This window comes from Streptomyces sp. NPDC090025 (genome assembly GCF_044748125.1).
Classification (GTDB): domain Bacteria; phylum Actinomycetota; class Actinomycetes; order Streptomycetales; family Streptomycetaceae; genus Streptomyces.
In genome coordinates this window covers 210,648-229,664 of the sequence record NZ_JBIVFL010000005.1, presented here as the reverse complement: position 1 = coordinate 229,664, position 19,017 = coordinate 210,648, and the positions used below count along the sequence as shown (strand labels likewise).

General features: G+C 73.5%; 15 protein-coding genes. 7 read left to right on the top strand and 8 right to left on the bottom strand.

Annotation, left to right across the window (positions count from 1 at the left end; genetic code table 11):
• Positions 1 to 12: 12 nt before the first annotated feature.
• Both ACIPXM_RS15450 and ACIPXM_RS15445 read right to left on the bottom strand, forming a co-directional pair.
• A complete protein-coding gene (locus tag ACIPXM_RS15450; RefSeq protein ID WP_401655402.1) occupies positions 13 to 990 on the bottom strand; it encodes a hypothetical protein in 978 nt (325 codons plus the stop codon).
• 157 nt (positions 991 to 1,147) lie between these two features.
• Complete coding sequence (locus ACIPXM_RS15445; RefSeq protein WP_401655401.1) at positions 1,148 to 2,326, bottom strand: ROK family protein; 1,179 nt, start codon at positions 2,324 to 2,326, stop codon at positions 1,148 to 1,150.
• Between the two features lie 183 nt (positions 2,327 to 2,509).
• On the opposite strand from ACIPXM_RS15445, the gene ACIPXM_RS15440 reads away from it, so the two are divergent.
• The 3 genes from ACIPXM_RS15440 (at position 2,510) to ACIPXM_RS15430 (ending at position 6,667) form a co-directional block, all read left to right on the top strand.
• Positions 2,510 to 3,988, top strand: coding sequence for an APC family permease (locus ACIPXM_RS15440; protein ID WP_401655400.1), 1,479 nt, complete (start codon positions 2,510 to 2,512; stop codon positions 3,986 to 3,988).
• A gap of 238 nt (positions 3,989 to 4,226) precedes the next feature.
• Positions 4,227 to 6,026, top strand: a complete 1,800-nt coding sequence (locus ACIPXM_RS15435; RefSeq protein WP_401655399.1) for a sigma-70 family RNA polymerase sigma factor — start codon at positions 4,227 to 4,229, stop codon at positions 6,024 to 6,026.
• 35 nt (positions 6,027 to 6,061) lie between these two features.
• Positions 6,062 to 6,667, top strand: coding sequence for a DUF998 domain-containing protein (locus ACIPXM_RS15430; RefSeq protein ID WP_401655398.1), 606 nt, complete (start codon positions 6,062 to 6,064; stop codon positions 6,665 to 6,667).
• Between the two features lie 4 nt (positions 6,668 to 6,671).
• Here ACIPXM_RS15430 and ACIPXM_RS15425 read toward each other — a convergent pair whose 3' ends face one another.
• Positions 6,672 to 7,517, bottom strand: a complete 846-nt coding sequence (locus tag ACIPXM_RS15425; RefSeq protein WP_401655396.1) for an SDR family NAD(P)-dependent oxidoreductase — start codon at positions 7,515 to 7,517, stop codon at positions 6,672 to 6,674.
• A 106-nt stretch (positions 7,518 to 7,623) separates the two neighbouring features.
• On the opposite strand from ACIPXM_RS15425, the gene ACIPXM_RS15420 reads away from it, so the two are divergent.
• Positions 7,624 to 7,977 carry an MmcQ/YjbR family DNA-binding protein gene (locus ACIPXM_RS15420; protein WP_401655395.1) on the top strand — a complete coding sequence of 118 codons (354 nt, stop codon included), beginning with the start codon at positions 7,624 to 7,626 and terminating at the stop codon, positions 7,975 to 7,977.
• A gap of 23 nt (positions 7,978 to 8,000) precedes the next feature.
• On the opposite strand, the gene ACIPXM_RS15415 is transcribed toward ACIPXM_RS15420, so the two are convergent.
• Complete coding sequence (locus ACIPXM_RS15415) at positions 8,001 to 9,101, bottom strand: magnesium and cobalt transport protein CorA (protein WP_401655394.1); 1,101 nt, start codon at positions 9,099 to 9,101, stop codon at positions 8,001 to 8,003.
• A gap of 109 nt (positions 9,102 to 9,210) precedes the next feature.
• On the opposite strand from ACIPXM_RS15415, the gene ACIPXM_RS15410 reads away from it, so the two are divergent.
• Entirely contained in the window at positions 9,211 to 9,636 is a 426-nt protein-coding gene (locus ACIPXM_RS15410; protein ID WP_401655393.1) for an ArsR/SmtB family transcription factor, read from the top strand.
• 42 nt (positions 9,637 to 9,678) lie between these two features.
• Here ACIPXM_RS15410 and ACIPXM_RS15405 read toward each other — a convergent pair whose 3' ends face one another.
• Both ACIPXM_RS15405 and ACIPXM_RS15400 read right to left on the bottom strand, forming a co-directional pair.
• Positions 9,679 to 11,148 (bottom strand): nitrate/sulfonate/bicarbonate ABC transporter ATP-binding protein, encoded by a 1,470-nt coding sequence (locus ACIPXM_RS15405; RefSeq protein WP_401655392.1) that lies wholly within the window; start codon positions 11,146 to 11,148, stop codon positions 9,679 to 9,681.
• Between the two features lie 70 nt (positions 11,149 to 11,218).
• Complete coding sequence (locus tag ACIPXM_RS15400; protein ID WP_401655391.1) at positions 11,219 to 12,958, bottom strand: ABC transporter permease; 1,740 nt, start codon at positions 12,956 to 12,958, stop codon at positions 11,219 to 11,221.
• A 742-nt stretch (positions 12,959 to 13,700) separates the two neighbouring features.
• Between ACIPXM_RS15400 and ACIPXM_RS15395 the strand changes: the two genes are divergently transcribed.
• Together ACIPXM_RS15395 and ACIPXM_RS15390 are read left to right on the top strand one after the other, a co-directional pair.
• Complete coding sequence (locus ACIPXM_RS15395) at positions 13,701 to 15,140, top strand: amidase (protein WP_401655390.1); 1,440 nt, start codon at positions 13,701 to 13,703, stop codon at positions 15,138 to 15,140.
• Positions 15,137 to 15,943, top strand: coding sequence for a crotonase/enoyl-CoA hydratase family protein (locus ACIPXM_RS15390; protein ID WP_401655388.1), 807 nt, complete (start codon positions 15,137 to 15,139; stop codon positions 15,941 to 15,943). Before ACIPXM_RS15395 ends, ACIPXM_RS15390 begins: the two co-directional genes overlap by 4 nt.
• A gap of 22 nt (positions 15,944 to 15,965) precedes the next feature.
• Here ACIPXM_RS15390 and ACIPXM_RS15385 read toward each other — a convergent pair whose 3' ends face one another.
• Both ACIPXM_RS15385 and ACIPXM_RS15380 read right to left on the bottom strand, forming a co-directional pair.
• Positions 15,966 to 17,216, bottom strand: a complete 1,251-nt coding sequence (locus ACIPXM_RS15385; protein ID WP_401655387.1) for a cytochrome P450 — start codon at positions 17,214 to 17,216, stop codon at positions 15,966 to 15,968.
• 79 nt (positions 17,217 to 17,295) lie between these two features.
• A complete protein-coding gene (locus ACIPXM_RS15380) occupies positions 17,296 to 18,939 on the bottom strand; it encodes a phytoene desaturase family protein (RefSeq protein ID WP_401655556.1) in 1,644 nt (547 codons plus the stop codon).
• Positions 18,940 to 19,017: the final 78 nt, after the last annotated feature.

Genomic DNA, 19,017 nt, shown 5'->3' with positions numbered 1-19,017 from the left:
GGCGGCCCGGGGTCAGCGACCGGCGGCGGAGCGCATCTTGCGGTAGACGTCGGCCGGCCGGTCCGCGTTCAGGTACTGCCACGGGGACTTGGTGACCCGGCCCGCGAGCAGTTCGAAGCACTCGCGGGCGGCGCCCTGGTCGGCGGCGAGCGAGAAGGCCAGCGCGAAGCTGTTGACCGTGTTGAGCCAGCCGGTCTCCTGCCGGAAACCCGGGTGCCGGTAGGAGTGGTCGGCGGCCCGGCGCAGCGACTCCAGGACCTCGGGCGTGCGCATGTACGCGGTGTCGGCGCCGCGGTCGAGCATCAGCCACTGCTCGATGTGGGCGTCCGGGACGAGCCCGCCGAGCAGGGTGCCGCCCGGCGCGCCGAACGCGGAGTCCCGCGCGAACGCGTGCATCTCCTCGTGCGAACCGCCCCACTTCTGGCAGACCTGCTGCAACTGCTGCTGGTGCGCGCCGCGGTGCTGGGGGCTGCGCCGGACGACCGCCTCGAAGCGGCGCCGGGCCACCGTCTGGCCGACCTCCAGGCCGCGCCCGGTGATCTGCAGCCCGTACCAGGGCGAGGCCCAGCCGGGCTCGCGCTCGGCCGCCTCGTACAGCCAGCGCTCGGCGTCGCGCAGCCGGGCGTGGAAGACCCGGAACTGGTCGCGCGAGACGTGCTCGGCCAGGGCCCCGGTCCTGGCCTCCCAGGCGAAGGTGATGTAGCGGATCCCGGCGACGACCCGGGGCAGCGCCGTGTCCGGCTCGGCCTCCAGGACGCGTGGCATCCACTGCTCGACCCCGGCGGTGTCGCCGACGGCCCACAGCAGCTCGGTGCGGTCCGCGGCCTCCGGGCGTGCTTCGAGCACCGCCCGCACGGTCGGCCAGTCGCCCGCCTCGGCGGCCTCCCGGATCCGGGCCACCTCGGGGTCGCCCGAGTCCTTCACCACCGCCGCGTCCTCGCGCCCGGCCCATCTGCCGAGCGTGCGCCCCCATGCGCGGACCAACGCCATCTCCCCACCCCTTGCTGTGTCGAACGGGCAGGTCAGCGATCGATCCCGCCCATGCGTAAGTGAGTATCACGATCGGCCGACAATCGCCCAGAGTTATCCACAGGCCATGGCTCGGGGGCGGTGACACCGCCGTACCGCCGGGCCCCCGCCGGACCCTTCAGCCCTGCGGCCGCCGCTCGAAGACCAGGTCCCTTGCCGTGTCCAGGGCGATCGCCAGGGCCCCGTGCAGCACCGCGTCCTCGCCGAGCGAACTCGCCGTGATCCGGGGCCTGATCGGGGTCAGGGTGCGCAGGGTGGCGCGGACCGTGCTGAGGAGCAGGTCGGCGCTGTGGCCGACGCCGCCGCCCAGCGCGACCAGATCGGGGTCGAGCACCGCCGAGACGGCGGCCACCGTGTGGGCGAGGCGCTCGCCGACCAGCTCCACCGTGCGCACGGCGGCGGGCTCCCCGGTCCGGGCGGCGGCGAAGACGTCCTTCGCGGTCAGCGGGGTGTCGGTCATCCCGTGCTCGCGCGCGGTGGCCACCACGGCGTCGCCGGACACCAGTTCCTCGACCGTGCCCGGCCCCTCCTGGCGCGGCCAGGGCAGGAAGCCGATCTCACCGGCCCCGCCGTGGGCGCCGGTGAAGAGGCGCCCCTCGCTGACCACGCCCATGCCGAGGCCGGTGCCGATCATGAGGTAGACGAAGAGACGGCTGCCGGTGCCGACCCCGGAGGTGTATTCGCCGAGCGCCGCCAGATTGGCGTCGTTGTGCACCGCGAGCGGCACGCCGAGCCCGTCGCGCATCCGGTCGAACAGGCCGGGGCGGCCCCAGCCGGGCAGGTGCTGGGCGAGCCGCACCCGGTGGCGGCCCTCGTCGTACACACCGGGGGTGCCGACCACGGCCTGGGCGACCTTGGCGGGCTCGACCCCGGACGACTCCATCAGCTCACGGGCGGTGCTGACCACCAGCTCGGCCATCGGCCCCGAGGTGCGGGCCTGGTTCCGGACCTCGGAGCGGGCCACCACCGCGCCGTCCAGATCGGCCAGGGCGACCCGCAGCCAGGAGCGGCCGATGTCGATGCCGAGCGCGTAGCCGGCGGTCGGGTCGGGCGCGTAGAGCACCGCCGACCGGCCGCGCTCGGGAGTGTGCAGACCGGCCTCCCGGACCAGGCCCGCGCCCTCCAGGGAGGCGAGGGCGCTGGAGACGGTGGGTTTGGACAGACCCGTGGTCCGGGCGAGCTGTGCCCGGGACGTCGGTCCGCCGGATCGCAGCAGGTCGAGCAGCAGCCGCTCGTTGCCGCTGCGCAGTCGCTGCGGGTTCCAGATCTGGTCTCCGCCCTCGTCGTTGCCGGTCATCCCGTCATTCTGGCCCATCTCGCGCGGTGATCCGTCCGGCGGATCCTGACGAACCCTTGACGGGTCTAGTAAAGGACCCTAACTTAATCGCACCCGGCGCCGAAGAGCGCCCTGCCCGAGGGGCGGGCGCCGGTCGCGCCAGATCCCTTTCCCTACCCCGTCGCAAGCCCCAGGGGGCATGTCGTGTCCGGTTCCCCTCCGCCGTCCGGTGGCTTCACCCGCCGCATCGGCCTCTTCCAGGCCACCGCCATCAACATGAGCCAGATGTGCGGCATCGGCCCCTTCGTCACCATTCCGCTCATGGTGGCGGCCTTCGGTGGCCCGCAGGCGTCCATCGGTTTCGTCGCGGGCGCGATCCTCGCCCTCGCCGACGGCCTGATCTGGGCGGAGCTGGGAGCCTCGCTGCCCGGCTCCGGCGGCTCGTACGTCTATCTGCGCCAGGCGTTCCAGTACCGCACCGGCCGGCTCATGCCGTTCCTCTTCGTGTGGACGGCGATGCTGTTCGTCCCGCTGATCATGTCCACGGGCGTCGTCGGCTTCGTGCAGTACCTCGGCTACCTCGCCCCGGACCTCGGCGGCACCACCGGCGACCTGATCGGCCTCGGCGTCATCGCCCTGGTGATCCTGCTGCTGTGGCGGGGGATCGAACACATCGCGAAGATCACCACGGTCATGTGGATCGTGATGATCACCGCGGTGGTCCTGGTCATCGTCGCGGCGGTCACCCACTTCGACCCGGACCTCGCCTTCACCTTCCCGAAGGGCGCCTTCGACCTCACCGAGGGCAGCTTCTGGATGGGCTTCGCGGCCGGTCTCACCATCGGCATCTACGACTACCTCGGCTACAACACCACCGCCTACATGGGCGCCGAGATCAAGGACCCGGGCCGCACCCTGCCCCGCTCGATCGTCTACTCCATCGGCGGCATCATGGTGATCTACCTGCTGCTGCAGATCGGCTCCCTCGGCGTGATCGACTGGCACCGGATGCTCGACAGCACGGACATCGCCTCCTCGTCCGTCGCCTCCGCCGTCCTCCAGGAGACCTGGGGCAAGGGCGCCGCCCAGGTGGTGACCGTCCTGATCCTCATCACGGCCTTCGCCTCGGTCTTCACCGGCCTGCTCGGCGGCTCCCGCATCCCCTACGACGCCGCCCGCGACCGGGTGTTCTTCCGGGCGTACGGCAAGCTGCACGCCAAGCACAAGTTCCCGACCTTCGGCCTGGCCACCATGGGCGTCGTCGCCGCCGCCGGATTCCTCATCGGCCGCCACACCGACCTGGTCACCCTGATCCAGCTGCTCACCACGGTGATGATCCTCGTGCAGGCGTTCTCCCAGATCGCCGCCGTGACGGTGCTGCGCAAGCGCCAGCCCACGCTGCCCCGCCCGTACAAGATGTGGCTCTACCCGCTGCCCAGCGTCGTGGCCCTGGTCGGCTGGCTGGTCATCTACGGCTACGCGGACAAGAACTCCCCGGGCCGCCACCCCATCGAGTGGTCGCTCGGCTGGCTCGCCCTCGGCTGCGTCGCCTTCTTCCTGTGGTCCCGCTTCGAGAAGGTCTGGCCGTTCGGACCGCGCGAGATCAACGAGGAGTACCTGGCCGGCGCGACGGCAGGGACCGGCGCGGCCGACGGCCGCGCCCCGGAGCCCGACCCGCGCTGACGGGCCGCCGCCCCCGGCACTTCAGTCGCGAAGCGGCCGGTTCCCCCGCACACGGAGCGGGCGAACCGGCCGCGTCGCCGTTCCCGGCGCCCCTGAAGAAAAAAGGACTCCTCGAAGAACTCCTCGACGGATTTCCGTTATCCGGCCGCCCGCACGCGATCTCCCAGATGTCGGACCACCACACCGGCACCCCCACGCACGACGACCACCGGGATGAGGCAGGGCGATGAGGCAGGGCATGGAAGCAGCGCACGGGACCGAGCTGGTCAGGGCCGCGCAGAGCGGCGACCCGCAGGCACGGGAGCGGCTCGCCCGGGACCATCTGCCGCTCGTCTACAACATCGTGGGCCGGGCGACCCACGGCCGCCGCCACGCCCAGGACGTCGACGACATCGTCCAGGAGACGATGCTGCGCGCCCTCGACGGACTGTCCCGGCTGCGCTCCCCGGACAGCTTCCGGTCCTGGCTGGTCGCCATCGCCATGAACACCCTGCGCGCCCACTGGCACCAGCGGCAGCGCGCCGGACACGCGGCGGGCGCCCTCGACGACGTCCGCGACCTCGCCCACCCCGGCGCCGACTTCGTCGACCTCACGGTCGCCCGGCTCCAGCTCTCCGGCCAGCGCCGCGAGACCGCCGAGGCCACCCGCTGGCTCGAAGCGGAGGACAGCGCCCTGCTCTCGCTGTGGTGGCTGGAGTGCGCGGGCCTGCTCAGCCGGTACGAGATCGCCGCCGCGCTCGAACTGTCCCCCGAGCACACCGCCGTCCGCGTCCAGCGGATGAAGACCCAGCTGGAGACCGCCCGGGTGGTCGTGCGGGCCCTGACCGCCCGGCCGCTGTGCCCCGCCCTCCACCACGAACTGGGCGGCTGGGACGGCCACCCCTCGGCGCTCTGGCGCAAGCGGATCGCCCGGCACGCACGCGCGTGCCCGCACTGCGCGGGCTTCCAGGACGGCCTGGTCCCGGCCGAACGGCTGCTCGCCGGACTGCTCCTGGTGCCCCCGGCCGGCGGTCTGCTCGCCGCCGTCCTGCACCGTGCGGGCCTCGCCGACCCGGCCCTCACCGCGACGCACGCCTACGAACCGGCCCAGGGCTACGGCCCGGCCGACGCCTACGACCCGGCCCACGCCACGACGGCCGTCGACGGCACCCCGGTCGTCCCAGGACCCCGCACCGGCGGCGGCCCCCGGCACGGCGCCGGGCGCGGCCGGCACGCGGCGGGCGGCGGCACCGGCGACGGCACGCCCGTCGGCCGGGGCGCCCGCCGCGCGGAGGAGCGGCGCAGGCGCGGCCGTCGCCGCGCGGTCGCCGCCGCCGGACTCGCCGTCGTCGCCGTCACCGGCGGCGCCTTCACCCTCACCACCGGACCCGACGGCGGCGACCCCGACGCCGGGGACGTCACCCAGGCGTCCGCCCCCGACACCGCAGAGATATCCGGCTCCGACCCGGCCACCACCGACGGCACCGCCGTCCCCACCGGCAGCGCGAGCACCACCGCGAGCCGCTCCGCCACCCCGGGCCACCCGCCGAAGCCCACCCCGACCCCCACCCCCAGCAGGACCACCACCCGGCCGGCCCCGCCGCGCACCACCCCGCCCGCCCCGCCGCGCCCCCGCCCCACCACCCCGAGCAGCCCCAGCGGCTCCCCGGGCTCCGGGGACGACTCCGCCGCCCAGCAGGTCATCGACCTGGTCAACACCGAACGCGCCAAGGCCGGCTGCGGCCCGCTCACCGAGCACACGCTGCTGACCCGCGCCGCCCAGGGCCACTCCGACGACATGGCCGCCCGCGACTTCTTCGACCACACCAACCCCGACGGCGCCTCGCCCGGCGACCGGGTCACCGCCGCGGGCTACCGCTGGTCGACGTACGGCGAGAACATCGCCAAGGGCCAGCGCACCCCCGCCCAGGTGATGGACTCCTGGATGAACAGCCCCGGCCACCGCGCCAACATCCTCAACTGCTCCTTCAAGGAGATCGGCATCGGCATCCACGACGCGGGCGGCCCCTACTGGACGCAGGTCTTCGGCGCGCGCTGACCGGCTCGCGCCGGATCCTTGCCTACCGTGATCCGATGCGACGCGTTCCGAGATGGGCCCTGCTGCCGTCGGGCTCCGCACCCGTCGTCCTGGTGGGCGGCTGGACCACGGCCGCCGCGCTCGAAGGGCCCTCCTACGACGCCGTACGGCAGACCATCAGCGTGCTCGCCGCCTACGGCGCCGCCGGGTTCTGGGTGATGACCAGCGCGCTGTTCGCCGTCGGCGTCTGCCACCTGGGCACCGCCGTCGGCCTGCGCGCCGCCGCCCCCGCCGGGCGGGTCGCGCTCGCCGCCGGCGGGGCGGCGGCCCTCGCCGTCGCCCTGGTGCCCGCGCCCAGCAGCGGCGGCTCGCTGCGGCACGGCTCGGTGGCGGCGACCGGCTTCGCGTTCCTGGCCCTGTGGCCGGTGCTCGCGGCGGTACGCGGCGGGGCCGACGCCCCCTGGGCGCTCCGGCTCGGACCGGCGCTCGCCGCGAGCGCCGCGATGGGCGGGGGCGCGCTCTGGTACCTGATCGCCACCGGAGACGGCGGCCCCGCGGGCGTCGCCGAACGCCTCGTCACCAGCCTGCAGTCGCTGTGGCCGCTGGTGGTGGTCGTCTCCTGCCTCCTCCACCAGCACCGCACCCGCCCGCCGACCCCGTGACCCGTCAGCCCGCGCGCGGCTCCAGGCGGAAACCGAAGCCGAGCGTGCCCGGGTCCAGGGACGTGACGCCGCCGTCGACGGTCAGGGTGGCGCCGTTGACGAAGGAGGCGGCGGGGGAAAGGAGCCACGCGATCGCCTCCGCGACCTCGCGGGGCTCACCGGGGCGCCCGGCCGGACTGACCCGGGTCACCTCCTCGTACGCCTGGGCCACCCCGCCCGGCAGTCCGGCCTCGGCCGCGAACCGGTCCATCCGGCGGTCCGCCATGTCGGTGCGCACCCAGCTCGGGCACACCGTGTTGGCGCGCAGCCCCGCCGGGCCGTAGTCGACCGCCAGCGAGCGGCACAGCTGGAGCAGCGCCGCCTTCGAGGTGGTGTACGCGGCGCTGCCGACGCCGCTGAGGAGCGCGGAGACCGAGGCGACCGCGACCACCGCGCCGCGCGCCTCCAGGAGGGCGGGGAGCGCGGCCCGCAGCAGATGGAAAGGACCGGTGAGATTGGTCCGCATCACCTCGTCCCAGTCGTCGAGGGCCACCTCGCCGACCCCGCCGCCGCGTCCGATCCCGGCGTTCAGGACGAGCCCGTCGAGCCGCCCGTACGCTTCGAGCGCCGCCGCCACCAGCGCGGCCGAGGCCGCCGGGTCGCCGATGTCCGAGGGCACCGCGAGCGCGCCGGTCTCCTCGGCGACCAGGTGCAGCGGCTCCGGCCTGCGGCCCGAGACCACGACCCGGTGTCCCGCGGCGGCGAGCAGCCGGGCGGTGGCCGCGCCGATGCCGGTGCCGCCACCGGTCACCAGGTACACCCGCCGGTCCCCGTCGGCCGTGCCGTCCCTGTCCTCCGTCGCCGCGCGCATGGGAAGCCTCCGTCGTCCTGGGCCGGGTCCGTGCCGTGTCCGTGCCGAATTCCATGATCATAGGTGGGCCCGGCCGTTGTCGGTGGTCGCCCGTAAGGTCGGGTCCATGAGCACTTCCGACGACGTCCGCGCGCTCGCGCTCGCCCTCCCGGAGACCACCGAGAAGGTGGCCTGGTCGATGCCCACCTTCCGGGTCGCCGGGAAGATGTATCTGACCCTGCCCGACGACGAGACCTCGATGGCCGTGCGCTGCCCCAAGCTGGAGCGGGACGAACTCACCCTGGCGGAGCCGGAGAAGTTCTGGGTCGCCGACCACGAGGCGTCCTCCGCCTGGGTCCGGGTGCGGCTCGCCGCCGTCGACGACCCGGACGAGCTGCGGGCGATCGTCGTCGACTCCTGGCGCCAGGCCGCCCCGCCCCGGCTCCTCGACACTCACCCCGAGCTCGCCGCCCCCGCCTGACCGGCCCCGGCCGGGGCAGCGGCTCAGAGCCAGCCGTTGCGCTTGAAGCCGCGGTGGATGAGGAAACAGGCCGTGGCCATCACGGCCAGCACCGTCGGATAGCCGTACGTCCACCGCAGCTCCGGCATGTGGTCGAAGTTCATGCCGTACACCCCGCACACCATCGTCGGCACCGCCACGATCGCGGCCCACGCGGTGATCTTTCGCATGTCCTCGTTCTGGGCGACCGTCACCTGCGCCAGATGGGCCTGGAGGATCGAGTCGATCAGGCCGTCGAAGGCGTTGATCTGCTCGGTCACCCGGGCGAGATGGTCGCAGACGTCACGGAAGTACGGCCGTATCGCCGGGTCGATCACGGCCGGCGGCCGGGCCACCAGCGCTTCCAGCGGCCGGGCGAGCGGCACCGCCGCCCGCTTCAGCTCCAGGAGTTCCCGCTTGAGCTGGTAGATCCGGCCGGGGTCGGCCGAGGTCTTGGCCCGGGGCGCGAACACCTCGGTCTCGACCTGGTCGATGTCGTCCTGCACGGCGTCCACCACCGCCAGGTAGTCGTCCACCACCTGGTCGGCGAGGGCGTGCAGCACCGCCGACGGCCCCTGCGCCAGCTGCTCGGGCCTGGCCTCCAGCGACTCGCGCAACGGACCGAGCGAACCGTGCCGCCCATGCCGTACGGTCACCACGAAATCGGGCCCGGTGAACACCATCAGCTCACCGGTGTCGACGACCTCGCTGGTCGCCGTCAGTTCCTCGTGCTCCACATAGGTCACCGTCTTGAACACGGCGAACAGGACGTCCCCGTACTGCTCCATCTTCGGTCGCTGATGGGCGTGCACCGCGTCCTCGACGGCCAGCGGGTGCAGTCCGAACAGCTCGGCCACCCCGGCGAACTCGGTCTCGCTCGGCTCGTGCAGACCGAGCCACACGAAGCCGCCGCGGCGGGCGTGCTTGCGCAGATGGCGGATGTTCTCGGCGACCCCGCCCTCGTCCGGGAGACGGCAGCCGTCGCGGTAGACGACACAGTTGACCACCGTGCTGCCGAGCGGGGAGCGCGCGGGATGGCTCAGGTCCACCCGGCGCATCCGCCGGGCGAGCCGGGCCATCTTGCGCAGTCCGCCGACCATCGACATACGGGCTCCTCCGCCGTTCACCGTTCACCGCCCCCGGACCGGTGCTCCGGCGAGACGGCCGCCCAGTCTGCCAGAGCCCGACCGGGCCGCGGCCCGGTAGGCTACTTGCATGAACGCGCAAGGAGAAGGACAGGGCGAGGGCTGGGACACGGCGGCGGCGGAGCGGGCGGTCGCCGTCCTCAAGGCCGTGGCCGACCCCTCGCGCTACCGGCTCCTGTGGGCGCTCAGCCGCCGCGAACTGCCGGTGAGCGAACTGGCCAGGATGCTCGACGCCCATGTGGCGGCCACCTCCCAGCACCTCGCCAAGCTGCGCGCCGCCGGACTCGTGGTGTCCCGGCGCGAGGGCACCCGGATCTTCTACCGGGCCGTCGACGTGGCCGGGCTGCTCGAACAGGCCCAGCTGCTCGCCACCGCCGACGAGGTCGCCGCGGCCCGCGCCGAGGCCACCGGCACCGCGACCGCCACGGCCGCCGCGCCCGCGCCCGCCCCGGCGCGGGCCCGCGCGACCGTCCGCCGCCCGGCCACCGAAGCCTGAGCCCCCCCGGCCAGGCCCAGGGCAGCGCCCCGGGCCCTGGCCTCAGTGCCCGCCCACCTCGTCGATCCCCGCCCCGCCCGTGCCGCCGCCGACCCCGAAACCGAAGCCCGACCCGGTCCCGTTCTCGTCGAGCCGGTACTCCTCCGGGTCCGCGTCATAGGTGAACAGCTCCGCGTAGCGGCCCCAGTCGGTCGCCGTCTCCAGCTGGTCCGCCACCTGCTCACTGGTGAAGTGGTGGGCGAGCAGATCCCGGAAGAACCCGGCCCGCACCGTGCCCTCCGGGTTCTGCCGCAGACTCGTCGTGATCAGCCGGACCAGCGGCGCCCGCAGCGCCGCCGCCGCGAAGATCCGCTTCGAGGTCTGCACATCGGCCCCGGCGAAATCGGTGCCGGGCCCGGTGAGCAGCAGGTCGTCACCGTCGACGGTGGCGAAGCCGAGCAGGTCGAGGGCGTCGATCTGGGGAAGCAGATCGTCGATCTCCAGGCCCAGTTCGTCGGCCAGGTCCGCCAGGTCGCAGCTGCCGCCGCGGTGCTGCACCAGCTCGGCGAGCCCGGACAGGCCGTCGACGCTCGCCGAGGGCAGCGGGGTGTTCGCCGGGGTGCGCTTCTCCGGCACCGGCTCGGCGCGCCCGGGCGTCCTGGTCTCCTTCTGGCGGCCCGTCATGGTCCGGTACACCTGGTCGATCAGCGCCTCGAACTCCGGGGCGTTCCTGTCCCTGGGCCGGTCCAGGCCCACCTCGATGACCTCGCGGATGGTGCCGTACGGGCGGGAGCCGAGGACCACGATCCGGTCGGCCATCAGGACCGCCTCCTCGATGTTGTGGGTGACGAGGACGATCGCCCGGGTCGGGAACTGGCCCGACTCCCACAGCTCCATCAGCTCGCCGCGCAGGTTCTCGGCGGTCAGCACGTCGAGCGCGGAGAACGGCTCGTCCATCATCAGCACGTCCGGCTCGACCACCAGGGCCCGGGCGAAGCCGACGCGCTGGCGCATGCCGCCGGACAGCTCCTTGGGGTAGGCGGACTCGAAGCCGTCGAGACCGATCAGGTCGATGGCCTGCCGGGCGGACTCGGCCCGCGCCTCGGCGGGCACGCCCTTGGCCTCAAGGCCGAGTTCGACGTTCTGCTGGACGGTCAGCCAGGGCAGCAGCGCGAAGGTCTGGAAGACCATCGCGGTCCCCGGGTTGGCGCCGGTCAGCGGGGCGCCCTTGTAGCTGACGGTGCCGGAGCTGGCGGGCAGCAGCCCGGCGAGGCAGCGCAGCAGCGTCGACTTGCCGGACCCGGACTTGCCGAGCAGGGCGACGACCTCGCCGGCCCGTACGGTCAGGTCGATGCCGGAGAGCACCGGCAGTTCGCCGTCGGCACCGGCGTACGACTTGGTCAGGCCGACGGTCTCCAGCAGCACCTCGTCGGGCGCGCCGGGCGCGTCGGGCGTGGCCGGGCCGGTGGCGCCGTGGGTGGCGAGGGCGGCGGTGGTGGTGTGCAGGTGACGGCGGAGGATGTTCAGCACCATGGTGTGCTCCTGGAACGGTGGGCCGCGCCGGGACGCGGGGCGTGCGTACGGAAGGGAAGTTCGAGGGGGGTCAGAGCGCGTAGCGGCGCTCGGCGAGCCGGTAGAGGCGGCGCCAGAACAGCCGGTTGACGGCGACGACGTACACGCTCATCACGGCCACTCCGGCGAGCAGCTTCGGGAAGTCTCCGGCGGCCGTGGCCTGGGCGATATAGGCGCCGAGGCCGGTCGCGGTGAGCGTGGTGCCGCCGAAGGTGACGACCTCGGACACGATCGAGGCGTTCCAGGCGCCGCCGGACGCGGTGATGCCGCCGGTGACGTACGAGGGGAAGATCCCGGGCAGGATCAGTCGCCGCCAGCGCTGCCAGCCGCGCACCCCGAGGTCGTCCATGGCCTCGCGGAGGTCGGTGGGGATGGCCATGGCACCGGCGATGGTGTTGAAGAGGATGTACCACTGGGCGCCGAGGGCCATCAGCAGGATGCCGCCGACGTCGATGCTGATCCCGGCCTTGAGGAAGAACCACACGGCGAGCGGGAAGAGGAAGTTGGCCGGGAAGGACGCCAGGACCTGCACGATCGGCTGGGCGATCCGGGTGAGCCGGGGCGAGAAGCCGATCTTCACGCCGATCGGCACCCAGATCAGGGTGGCGAGCACCACCAGGACCACGACCCGGGCGAGGGTGGCGAGGCCGAGCAGTATCGGTTCGCCGAACACCCCGAGTCCGGCCTTGTCGTGGAGGTAGCCGAGCAGGTCGACGAGTCCCCACACCACCAGCGCGCCGACGACGACCGCGAAGACCAGGTCCCCGGCGCGCTGCCGGCCGCGGTCCACGGTGAGCGCCCGGTCGTCGGTGCCGAGCAGCCGTCCGGCGCTGTTCAGCGCGCGGCCGACGGGCCGCAGGGCGCGGCCGAGCAGCTGCGGCCAGTGCGAGCGGCGCAGGAAGTCGAGCACCGCGGAGCGCTGCACCTCGCCCGCCTCGGCCTGCTCGTTCTTGAACTTCTCGGCCCAGGCGGTGAGCGGCCGCCAGAACAGGAAGTTCACGCCGATGACCATGACGGCCATGGTGAGGATGGCCCAGCCGACCTTCCCGAGGTCGCCCTCGGTGATGGCGGCCCCGGCGTAGGAGCCGACGCCGGGCAGCGTGTACTCCTGGTTGTTGACGCTGATCGCCTCGGACGCGACCAGGAAGAACCAGCCGCCGCCGAAGCTCATCATGCCGTTCCAGACCAGGCCGATCATGCCCGAGGGCACCTCGACCTTCCAGAACCGCATCCAGCGGGTGAAGCGGAACGACCGTGACAGCTCGTCGAGTTCGCGGGGCAGCGAGGTCAGCGAGTGGTAGAAGCCGAAGGTCATGTTCCACGCCTGCGAGGTGAAGATCGCGAAGATCGACGCGCATTCGAGGCCCAGCATCGAGCCCGGGAACAGGGCGATGAAGCCGGTCACGGCGACGGTCAGGAAGGCGAGGACGGGCACCGACTGGAGGATGTCCAGGGCCGGGATGAGGATCCGCTCCAGGCGACGGCTCTTGGCCGCCGCGTAGGCGTACCCGAAGGTGAACACGACCGAGAGGCCGAGCGCGACGAACATCCGCAGCAGCGAGCGGGCGGCGTCGTACGGCAGCCGCGCGGGGTCGGTGTCGACCCTGACGTTCTCCGTGGGGCTGAACGAGACGGTGGTCCCGTGGCCGACCCGGAGCACGAGGTAGAGCAGGACGAGCACGGCGGCGGCGACCACCGCGTCCACCCAGCTGACCCGGGACACCCAGGAGCCGGGGAAGCCGCCGGGGCCCTTGGGGGTACGGGGGGACATGGACCGGGTGGACCGCGTGGACGTCCGCGACGCGCGGTCGGACGCGCGGTCACGGGTGTCGGACGGTGCCCTGTTGTCGGTACGGAACGACATGGGACGAGACCTCCAGCCACACCGGCGGACCCCCGGTCCCGCACGGCCGCGGCGAGGGCGACGGCGTCGGCATGGGGTCACGGCGCGGGGGCGTCATGACGTCATGGCGAGGCCGCGGCGGGGCCGCGGGGCGGGAGCGGGGAGGTTGCACGGTGTACAGACGAGCATGGGAAGGGCCCGGCCGCGTGGAGGCGGGCCCGGTGCGCGCCCACCCGTGCCCGGAGGGCGGAAAGGGTGGACGGCGGCTCAGTGCTGCTGGGCGCGACTGGGAGGCTCCGCGCGCATGGCGGACGTGTGGGCCGACATCTGCGGGGTCACGGTGGTCACGGTCATGGCTGCCTCCTCACGGGCTCGTCGTGCGGGTCGCACGGTCGCGCGGGTCGGCGTCGTGCGAGGTGCCGGCCGGGCCGTCACGGCGGGGTCGGCGGGGCGGGGCGGAGCACCGCGCCTCCGGCAGTCTCCCTCTTCTTGCGTGGATACGCAAATATGCCCCGGGGTGCCGGGCGGGGCCCGGGCGGGCCCGGGAAGTCGGCCGAATCCGTTCGGCGCAGAACCCTCGCGGGTTACCCGCTGGTAGGCGATGATGAGGCGAACGATCATCCGATCATCGGTGACACGTCCGACAGGACGGTTGGGGGCTGAGGCAGCGGTGACGACGACCGAGGAACCGACCAGGGTGCACGCCTTCCGCGACGACGCCCTCGGCGAGCACGACGCCGTGGGCCTCGCGGCGGCGATCCGGCGCGGCGAGATCGGCGCCGACGAGGCCGCGCAGGACGCGGCCGAGCGGGTCCGGGAAGTCGAGACCTGGCTGCACGCGGTCCAGGTGCACGCCGACCACATGGTCCAGCCGACCGCCCCGCGCCCGGCCCCCGGCACCGCCGCCGGGGCCTTTGCCGGGGTGCCCACCTTCGTCAAGGACAACACCGACCGCCGGGGCCTGCCCACCGGCCACGGCAGCGCCGCCTTCACCCCGCGCCCGGCCCGCCAGGACGCCCCGTTCGCCCGTCAGCTGCTCAGCACCGGCGTCACCGTGCTCGGCAAGACCCGGCTGCCGGAGTTCGGTTTCAGCCCCACCACCGAGTACGAGCACGCCGAACCGGTCCGCAACCCGTGGCACACCGGCCACTCGGCGGGCGGCTCGTCCGGCGGCAGCGCGGCCCTCGTCGCCGCCGGGGCCGTGCCGATCGCCCACGCCAACGACGGCGGCGGCTCCATCCGCATCCCCTCCGCCGCCTGCGGCCTCGTCGGCCTCAAGCCGACCCGCGGCCGGACGGTGACCAACGCGCAGAGCCGCCAACTCCCCCTGGACATCGTCACGGACGGCGTCGTCTCCCGCTCGGTCCGGGACACCGCCGCCTTCCTCGCCGCCGCCGAACGGCACTGGAGCAACCCCAAGCTGCCGCCGGTCGGCCTGGTCGAAGGCCCCTCGGGCCGCAAGCTGCGGATCGGGCTCGTCCTCGACTCGCCCAACGGCGTCCGCCCCGACGCCACCACCCGCGCCGCCGTCGCCGACACCGCCGCCCTGCTCGAACGCCTCGGGCACACCGTGGAGCCCGTCGCACCCGCCATCGACCCGCGGTTCACCGACGACTTCCTCACCTACTGGGGCATGATCTCCTTCCTCGTCGGCGCCACCGGACGCACCCTCGGCGCCGACTTCGACCGTCGCCGGATGGACGGCCTCAGCCGCGGCCTGCGCGCCGCCTACGTCGACAACTGGCGCTCCACGCCCGGGGTGTTGCGCCGACTGCGACGCACCAGGCTCGCGTACGCGGCGGCCTTCCGCGGCCACGACGTGCTGCTCTCGCCGGTCCTCGCCCAGACCACCCCGGCGCTCGGCCACCTCAGCCCCGCCGTGCCGTACCCGACGCTGATCGAGCGCATCCTCGCGTACGTCGCCTACACCCCGGTCGACAACATCGTCGGCACCCCGTCGATCTCCCTGCCCTCCGGCACCAGGACCGCCGTGGGGCTGCCGGTCGGTGTCATGTTCGCGGCCCGCCCCGGCGCCGAACGCACCCTGCTCGACGTGGCGTTCACCCTGGAGGCCGAGCGCCCCTTCGCCCGGATCCAGGACGCCGGGTGACCACCGGGAAGGCGGCGGACGAGGCCGCGGCGCCGCCGACGGTACGGGTGGAGCGGGACGGCCCGGTGACCACCGTGGTGCTCGCCAGGTCCGCCGCCCGCAACGCCGTCGACGGCCCCACCGCCCGGCAACTCGCCGACGCCTTCCGCGCGTTCGAGGCCGATGAGAACGCCTCGGTCGCCGTCCTGTGGGGCGAGGGCGGCGCCTTCTGTGCGGGCGCCGACCTCAAGGCCGTCGGCACCGCACGTGGCAACCGGGTCGCCCCCGACGGCGACGGACCGATGGGGCCGACCCGGCTGCGCCTCAGCAAGCCGGTGATCGCCGCCGTCGCCGGACCCGCCGTCGCGGGCGGCCTCGAACTCGCCCTCTGGTGCGACCTGCGGGTGGCCGAGGAGGACGCCGTGTTCGGCGTCTTCTGCCGCCGCTGGGGCGTCCCGCTGATCGACGGCGGCACCGTACGGCTGCCCCGCCTCATCGGCGAGAGCCGTGCCATGGACCTCATCCTCACCGGCCGCCCGGTCCCCGCCGCCGAGGCCCACGCCATCGGCCTCGTCAACCGGCTGGTGCCGCCGGGGCAGGCCCGCGCCGCCGCCGAGGCGCTGGCGCACGAGATCGCCGCCTTCCCGCAGCTCTGCCTCCGGCACGACCGGCTCTCGGTCCTGGAGCAGCATGGCCTGCCCGAGCCGGACGCGCTCGCCGCCGAACTGCGCCACGGCCTGGTCCCGCTCACGGCGGGCGAGACGGCCGACGGCGCGGCCCGCTTCGCGGCGGGCGCCGGACGGCACGGTGCGGCCGATCACTGACCCGGCCGCCAGGCCGCGCCGTTCACCAGGCGACCGGTAGCGAGCGCAGGCCGCTGAAGAACTCCTTGGAGCGCCAGCGCAGTTCCTCCTCCGGCACGGCGATCCGCAGTCCGGGCAGCCGGGCCGTCACGCGTTCCAGCGTCACCTGGAGTTCCAGCCGGGCCAGGTGCGCGCCCAGGCAGTAGTGGATGCCATGGCCGAAGCTGATGTGCGGGGTGCCGGAACGGTCGAGCGAGATGCGGCCGGGGGCCGGGAACGCCTCGGGGTCGTGATTGGCCGCCGCCTGCGAGACCACGACCGGCTCACCGGCCCGGACGAGGATGCCGCCCAGTTCGACGTCCGCGCTCGCGTAGCGGGGCAGGGTGAGGCCGTTCAGCAGCGGGACGTAGCGCAGGAGTTCCTCGACGGCCCGGGGGATCAGCTCGGGCCGGTCCTGGACGGCGGCCAGCAGCTCGGGTCCGCCGTTGTCCCCTTCGCCGGGGAGCAGCAGGACCGCGAAGAAGTTGGCGATCTGGTTCGTCGTGGTGACGAAACCGCCGATGAGGAGTTCGTTGAGGAGTCCGGTCAGCTCGTCCTCGGTGAGCTGCCCTTCGTCGCAGGCGCGCACCAGGACGGTGATCAGGTCCTGGGCGGGGGCCCGGCGGCGGGCCTCGATCCAGCCGTGCATGAGGGCGAAGAATTCCTGGGCGTCCCGCCGTACGCTCTCGGGCGTGACGCCGCCGGAGCAGACGGTGTCGGCCCAGGCCCGTACGGCCGGCCGGTCCGCTTCCGGCACTCCGGTGATCTCGCAGATCAGCGCCATGGGCAGCGGGAAGGCCAGGTCCTCGACCAGGTCCGCGGGGGGACCCGCGGCCAGCATCCGGTCGAGCAGGCCGTCGGCCACCTGCCGGATGTGGCCGCGGAGCCGTTCGATGCGCCGGGCGGTGAACTCCTTCGCGAGCAGGACGCGCAGCTGGGTGTGACGCGGGGCGTCGAGGGCGATGAGGCCACCGCCCGCCCTCGGCATGGGGCCGATGCGGGGCTGGTCGCGGCGGACCGCCTCCGCGAGGCTGAACCGGGGGTCGGACAGGACGGCGCGTACGTCCTCGTAGCGGGTGACGAGCCAGGCGTCGTCCCCGTACGGGAACCGGACGCGGACGGGCGGCCGGTCGCGCAGCGGCCGGTACTCCTCGGGGAGGCCGAGGCCCTCGGTGGTCCAGAACGGGTACGCAAGGGGCTCCGGCCCGGTGTCCGGTGCGGGCGCGGCTGCGGTGGTGCGGAGGGGTGCGGTCACGGGGGCCTTCCCGGTGTTCGGTGGTGGTGGGGGCGCGGTACGGGCGGGACGGGACGTGCGGACGGGGGCGCCGCGGGGTTCAGCGGTGCGGGCCGACCGGGATGTCCACGTGGGTCGGTGGTGGTGCGCTGGTGTCGAGGGAGGCGGTGAAGGCGATGCCGTCGTCCCGGCAGATGAACTGCATGACCTGACGTCCGGCCGCCGCCGCCCGGATCAGGCCGCCGGTGGTGGCCCACACCCCGGAGAGGTAGAAGTTCTCCAGGCCGGGCAGGACGGGACCGTTCTTCTTGACGAGTTCCTCCATCGCCTCGCCGCTCTCCACGAACGGCTGCCAGCCGAGGAAGGTGCCCTCGAACGCACCCGTGTACCGGATCTGGGTCAGCGGGGTGCAGGTGTCCCGGACCGCGACGGAGTCCTTGAGCCCCGGGTAGAGGCCGTCGAGGAAGTCCACGACGGCGTCCCGGGTACGGCGCTTGGCGAGGACGTAGGGCTTGCCGCGCCGGACCGGGAGGGTGTGCACCTCGCTTCCCTTGAGGGTCCGGCTGAGCCGCTCGGGCCCCTCGGCGAGCTCGCGCCAGGGCGCGGTGTCGGAGAAGTAGGTGGCGTAGATGACGGTGGTGTCCCGGGGGGACAGCTCGGGATAGAAGCGGCTGCGGAACTGCACGTTGAGGCTCGGGTGGCGGATGCCCGTGAGGCGGGACGCCGTCTCCTCGTCCAGCAGGTGCGTGGTGGTGGGATCGGCGTCCGGGAACGGGCGGCGCAGGCCCAGGAAGACGCTGGTGTAGCCGGGGAAGACCATGCCGGGCCGGTGCAGGGTCTCGCGGTACAGGGTGGCGTACTCGCCGTCGAGGTAGCGGCCGTCGAGGAGCTTCAGCAGGGTGGCGGGCCCGTCGCAGGCCGACACGATGATGTCGGCGTAGTGCTCCTGCCCGTCGGAGAGCCGGACCCCGACCGCCCGGTCGTCCTTGACGAGGATCTCCTCGACCATGGCGTTGTACGTGATCTCCCCGCCGAGCCGCAGATAGCGCTGCTCGATGGAGCGCGCCAGCCCCAGCGAACCCCCTTCGGGCACGCCGGCGGACCGGTGGGCCTGCGCGGCCATCTGGAAGTAGAAGGGCAGGACCGGGAATCCGGGGTGCTTCTCGTAGAGGATGTAGTTGAACGCCTCTTTCAGGAGCGGGTCCTTGAAGCGGGTCGCGTACTCGGTCATCAGCACCGACATCGAGGTGCGGAAGAGGTTGAAGTACGGCAGGAACCCGGCGAGCATCCGCCAGCGCTCACGGCGGCTCATCAGCGGGACCGGGGTGAGGAAGGGGTAGGCGGGCAGGCAGCTGATGAACCCGCGCAGGCCCTTGCAGAACCCGCGGATGGCCCGGGCGTCGGGCGGCGACAGCGACAGCAGGTGGGCTTCGAGCCGGTCCGGGTCGCAGTAGAAGTAGACGGTGCGGCCGTCCGTGCCGCGCACGGTGTTGAAGACGTCGAAGTGGCGCATCTCCTTGCCCTGGAGCGCCCCGAGTTCGAGCCAGATCTGGTGCATCTCGTTGCCGGGGCCGTTGCCGAGCAGCCAGCTGACGCAGGCGTCGAAGGTGAATCCGCCGCGGTCCCATCCGGTGCAGCAGCCGCCCGGGATCTCGTGCATCTCGAAGATCCGGGTGTGGTAGCCGTTCATCCGGGCGTACGCGCCGGTGGACAGGCCGCCGAGGCCGCCACCGACGATGATCATGGTCTTCCGGCGGGCGGGCGGGCGGGGTGCCGTCCCGCCGCGCGCCGCCCCGGGCGTCGTACGGGGCCGCGCACCGGT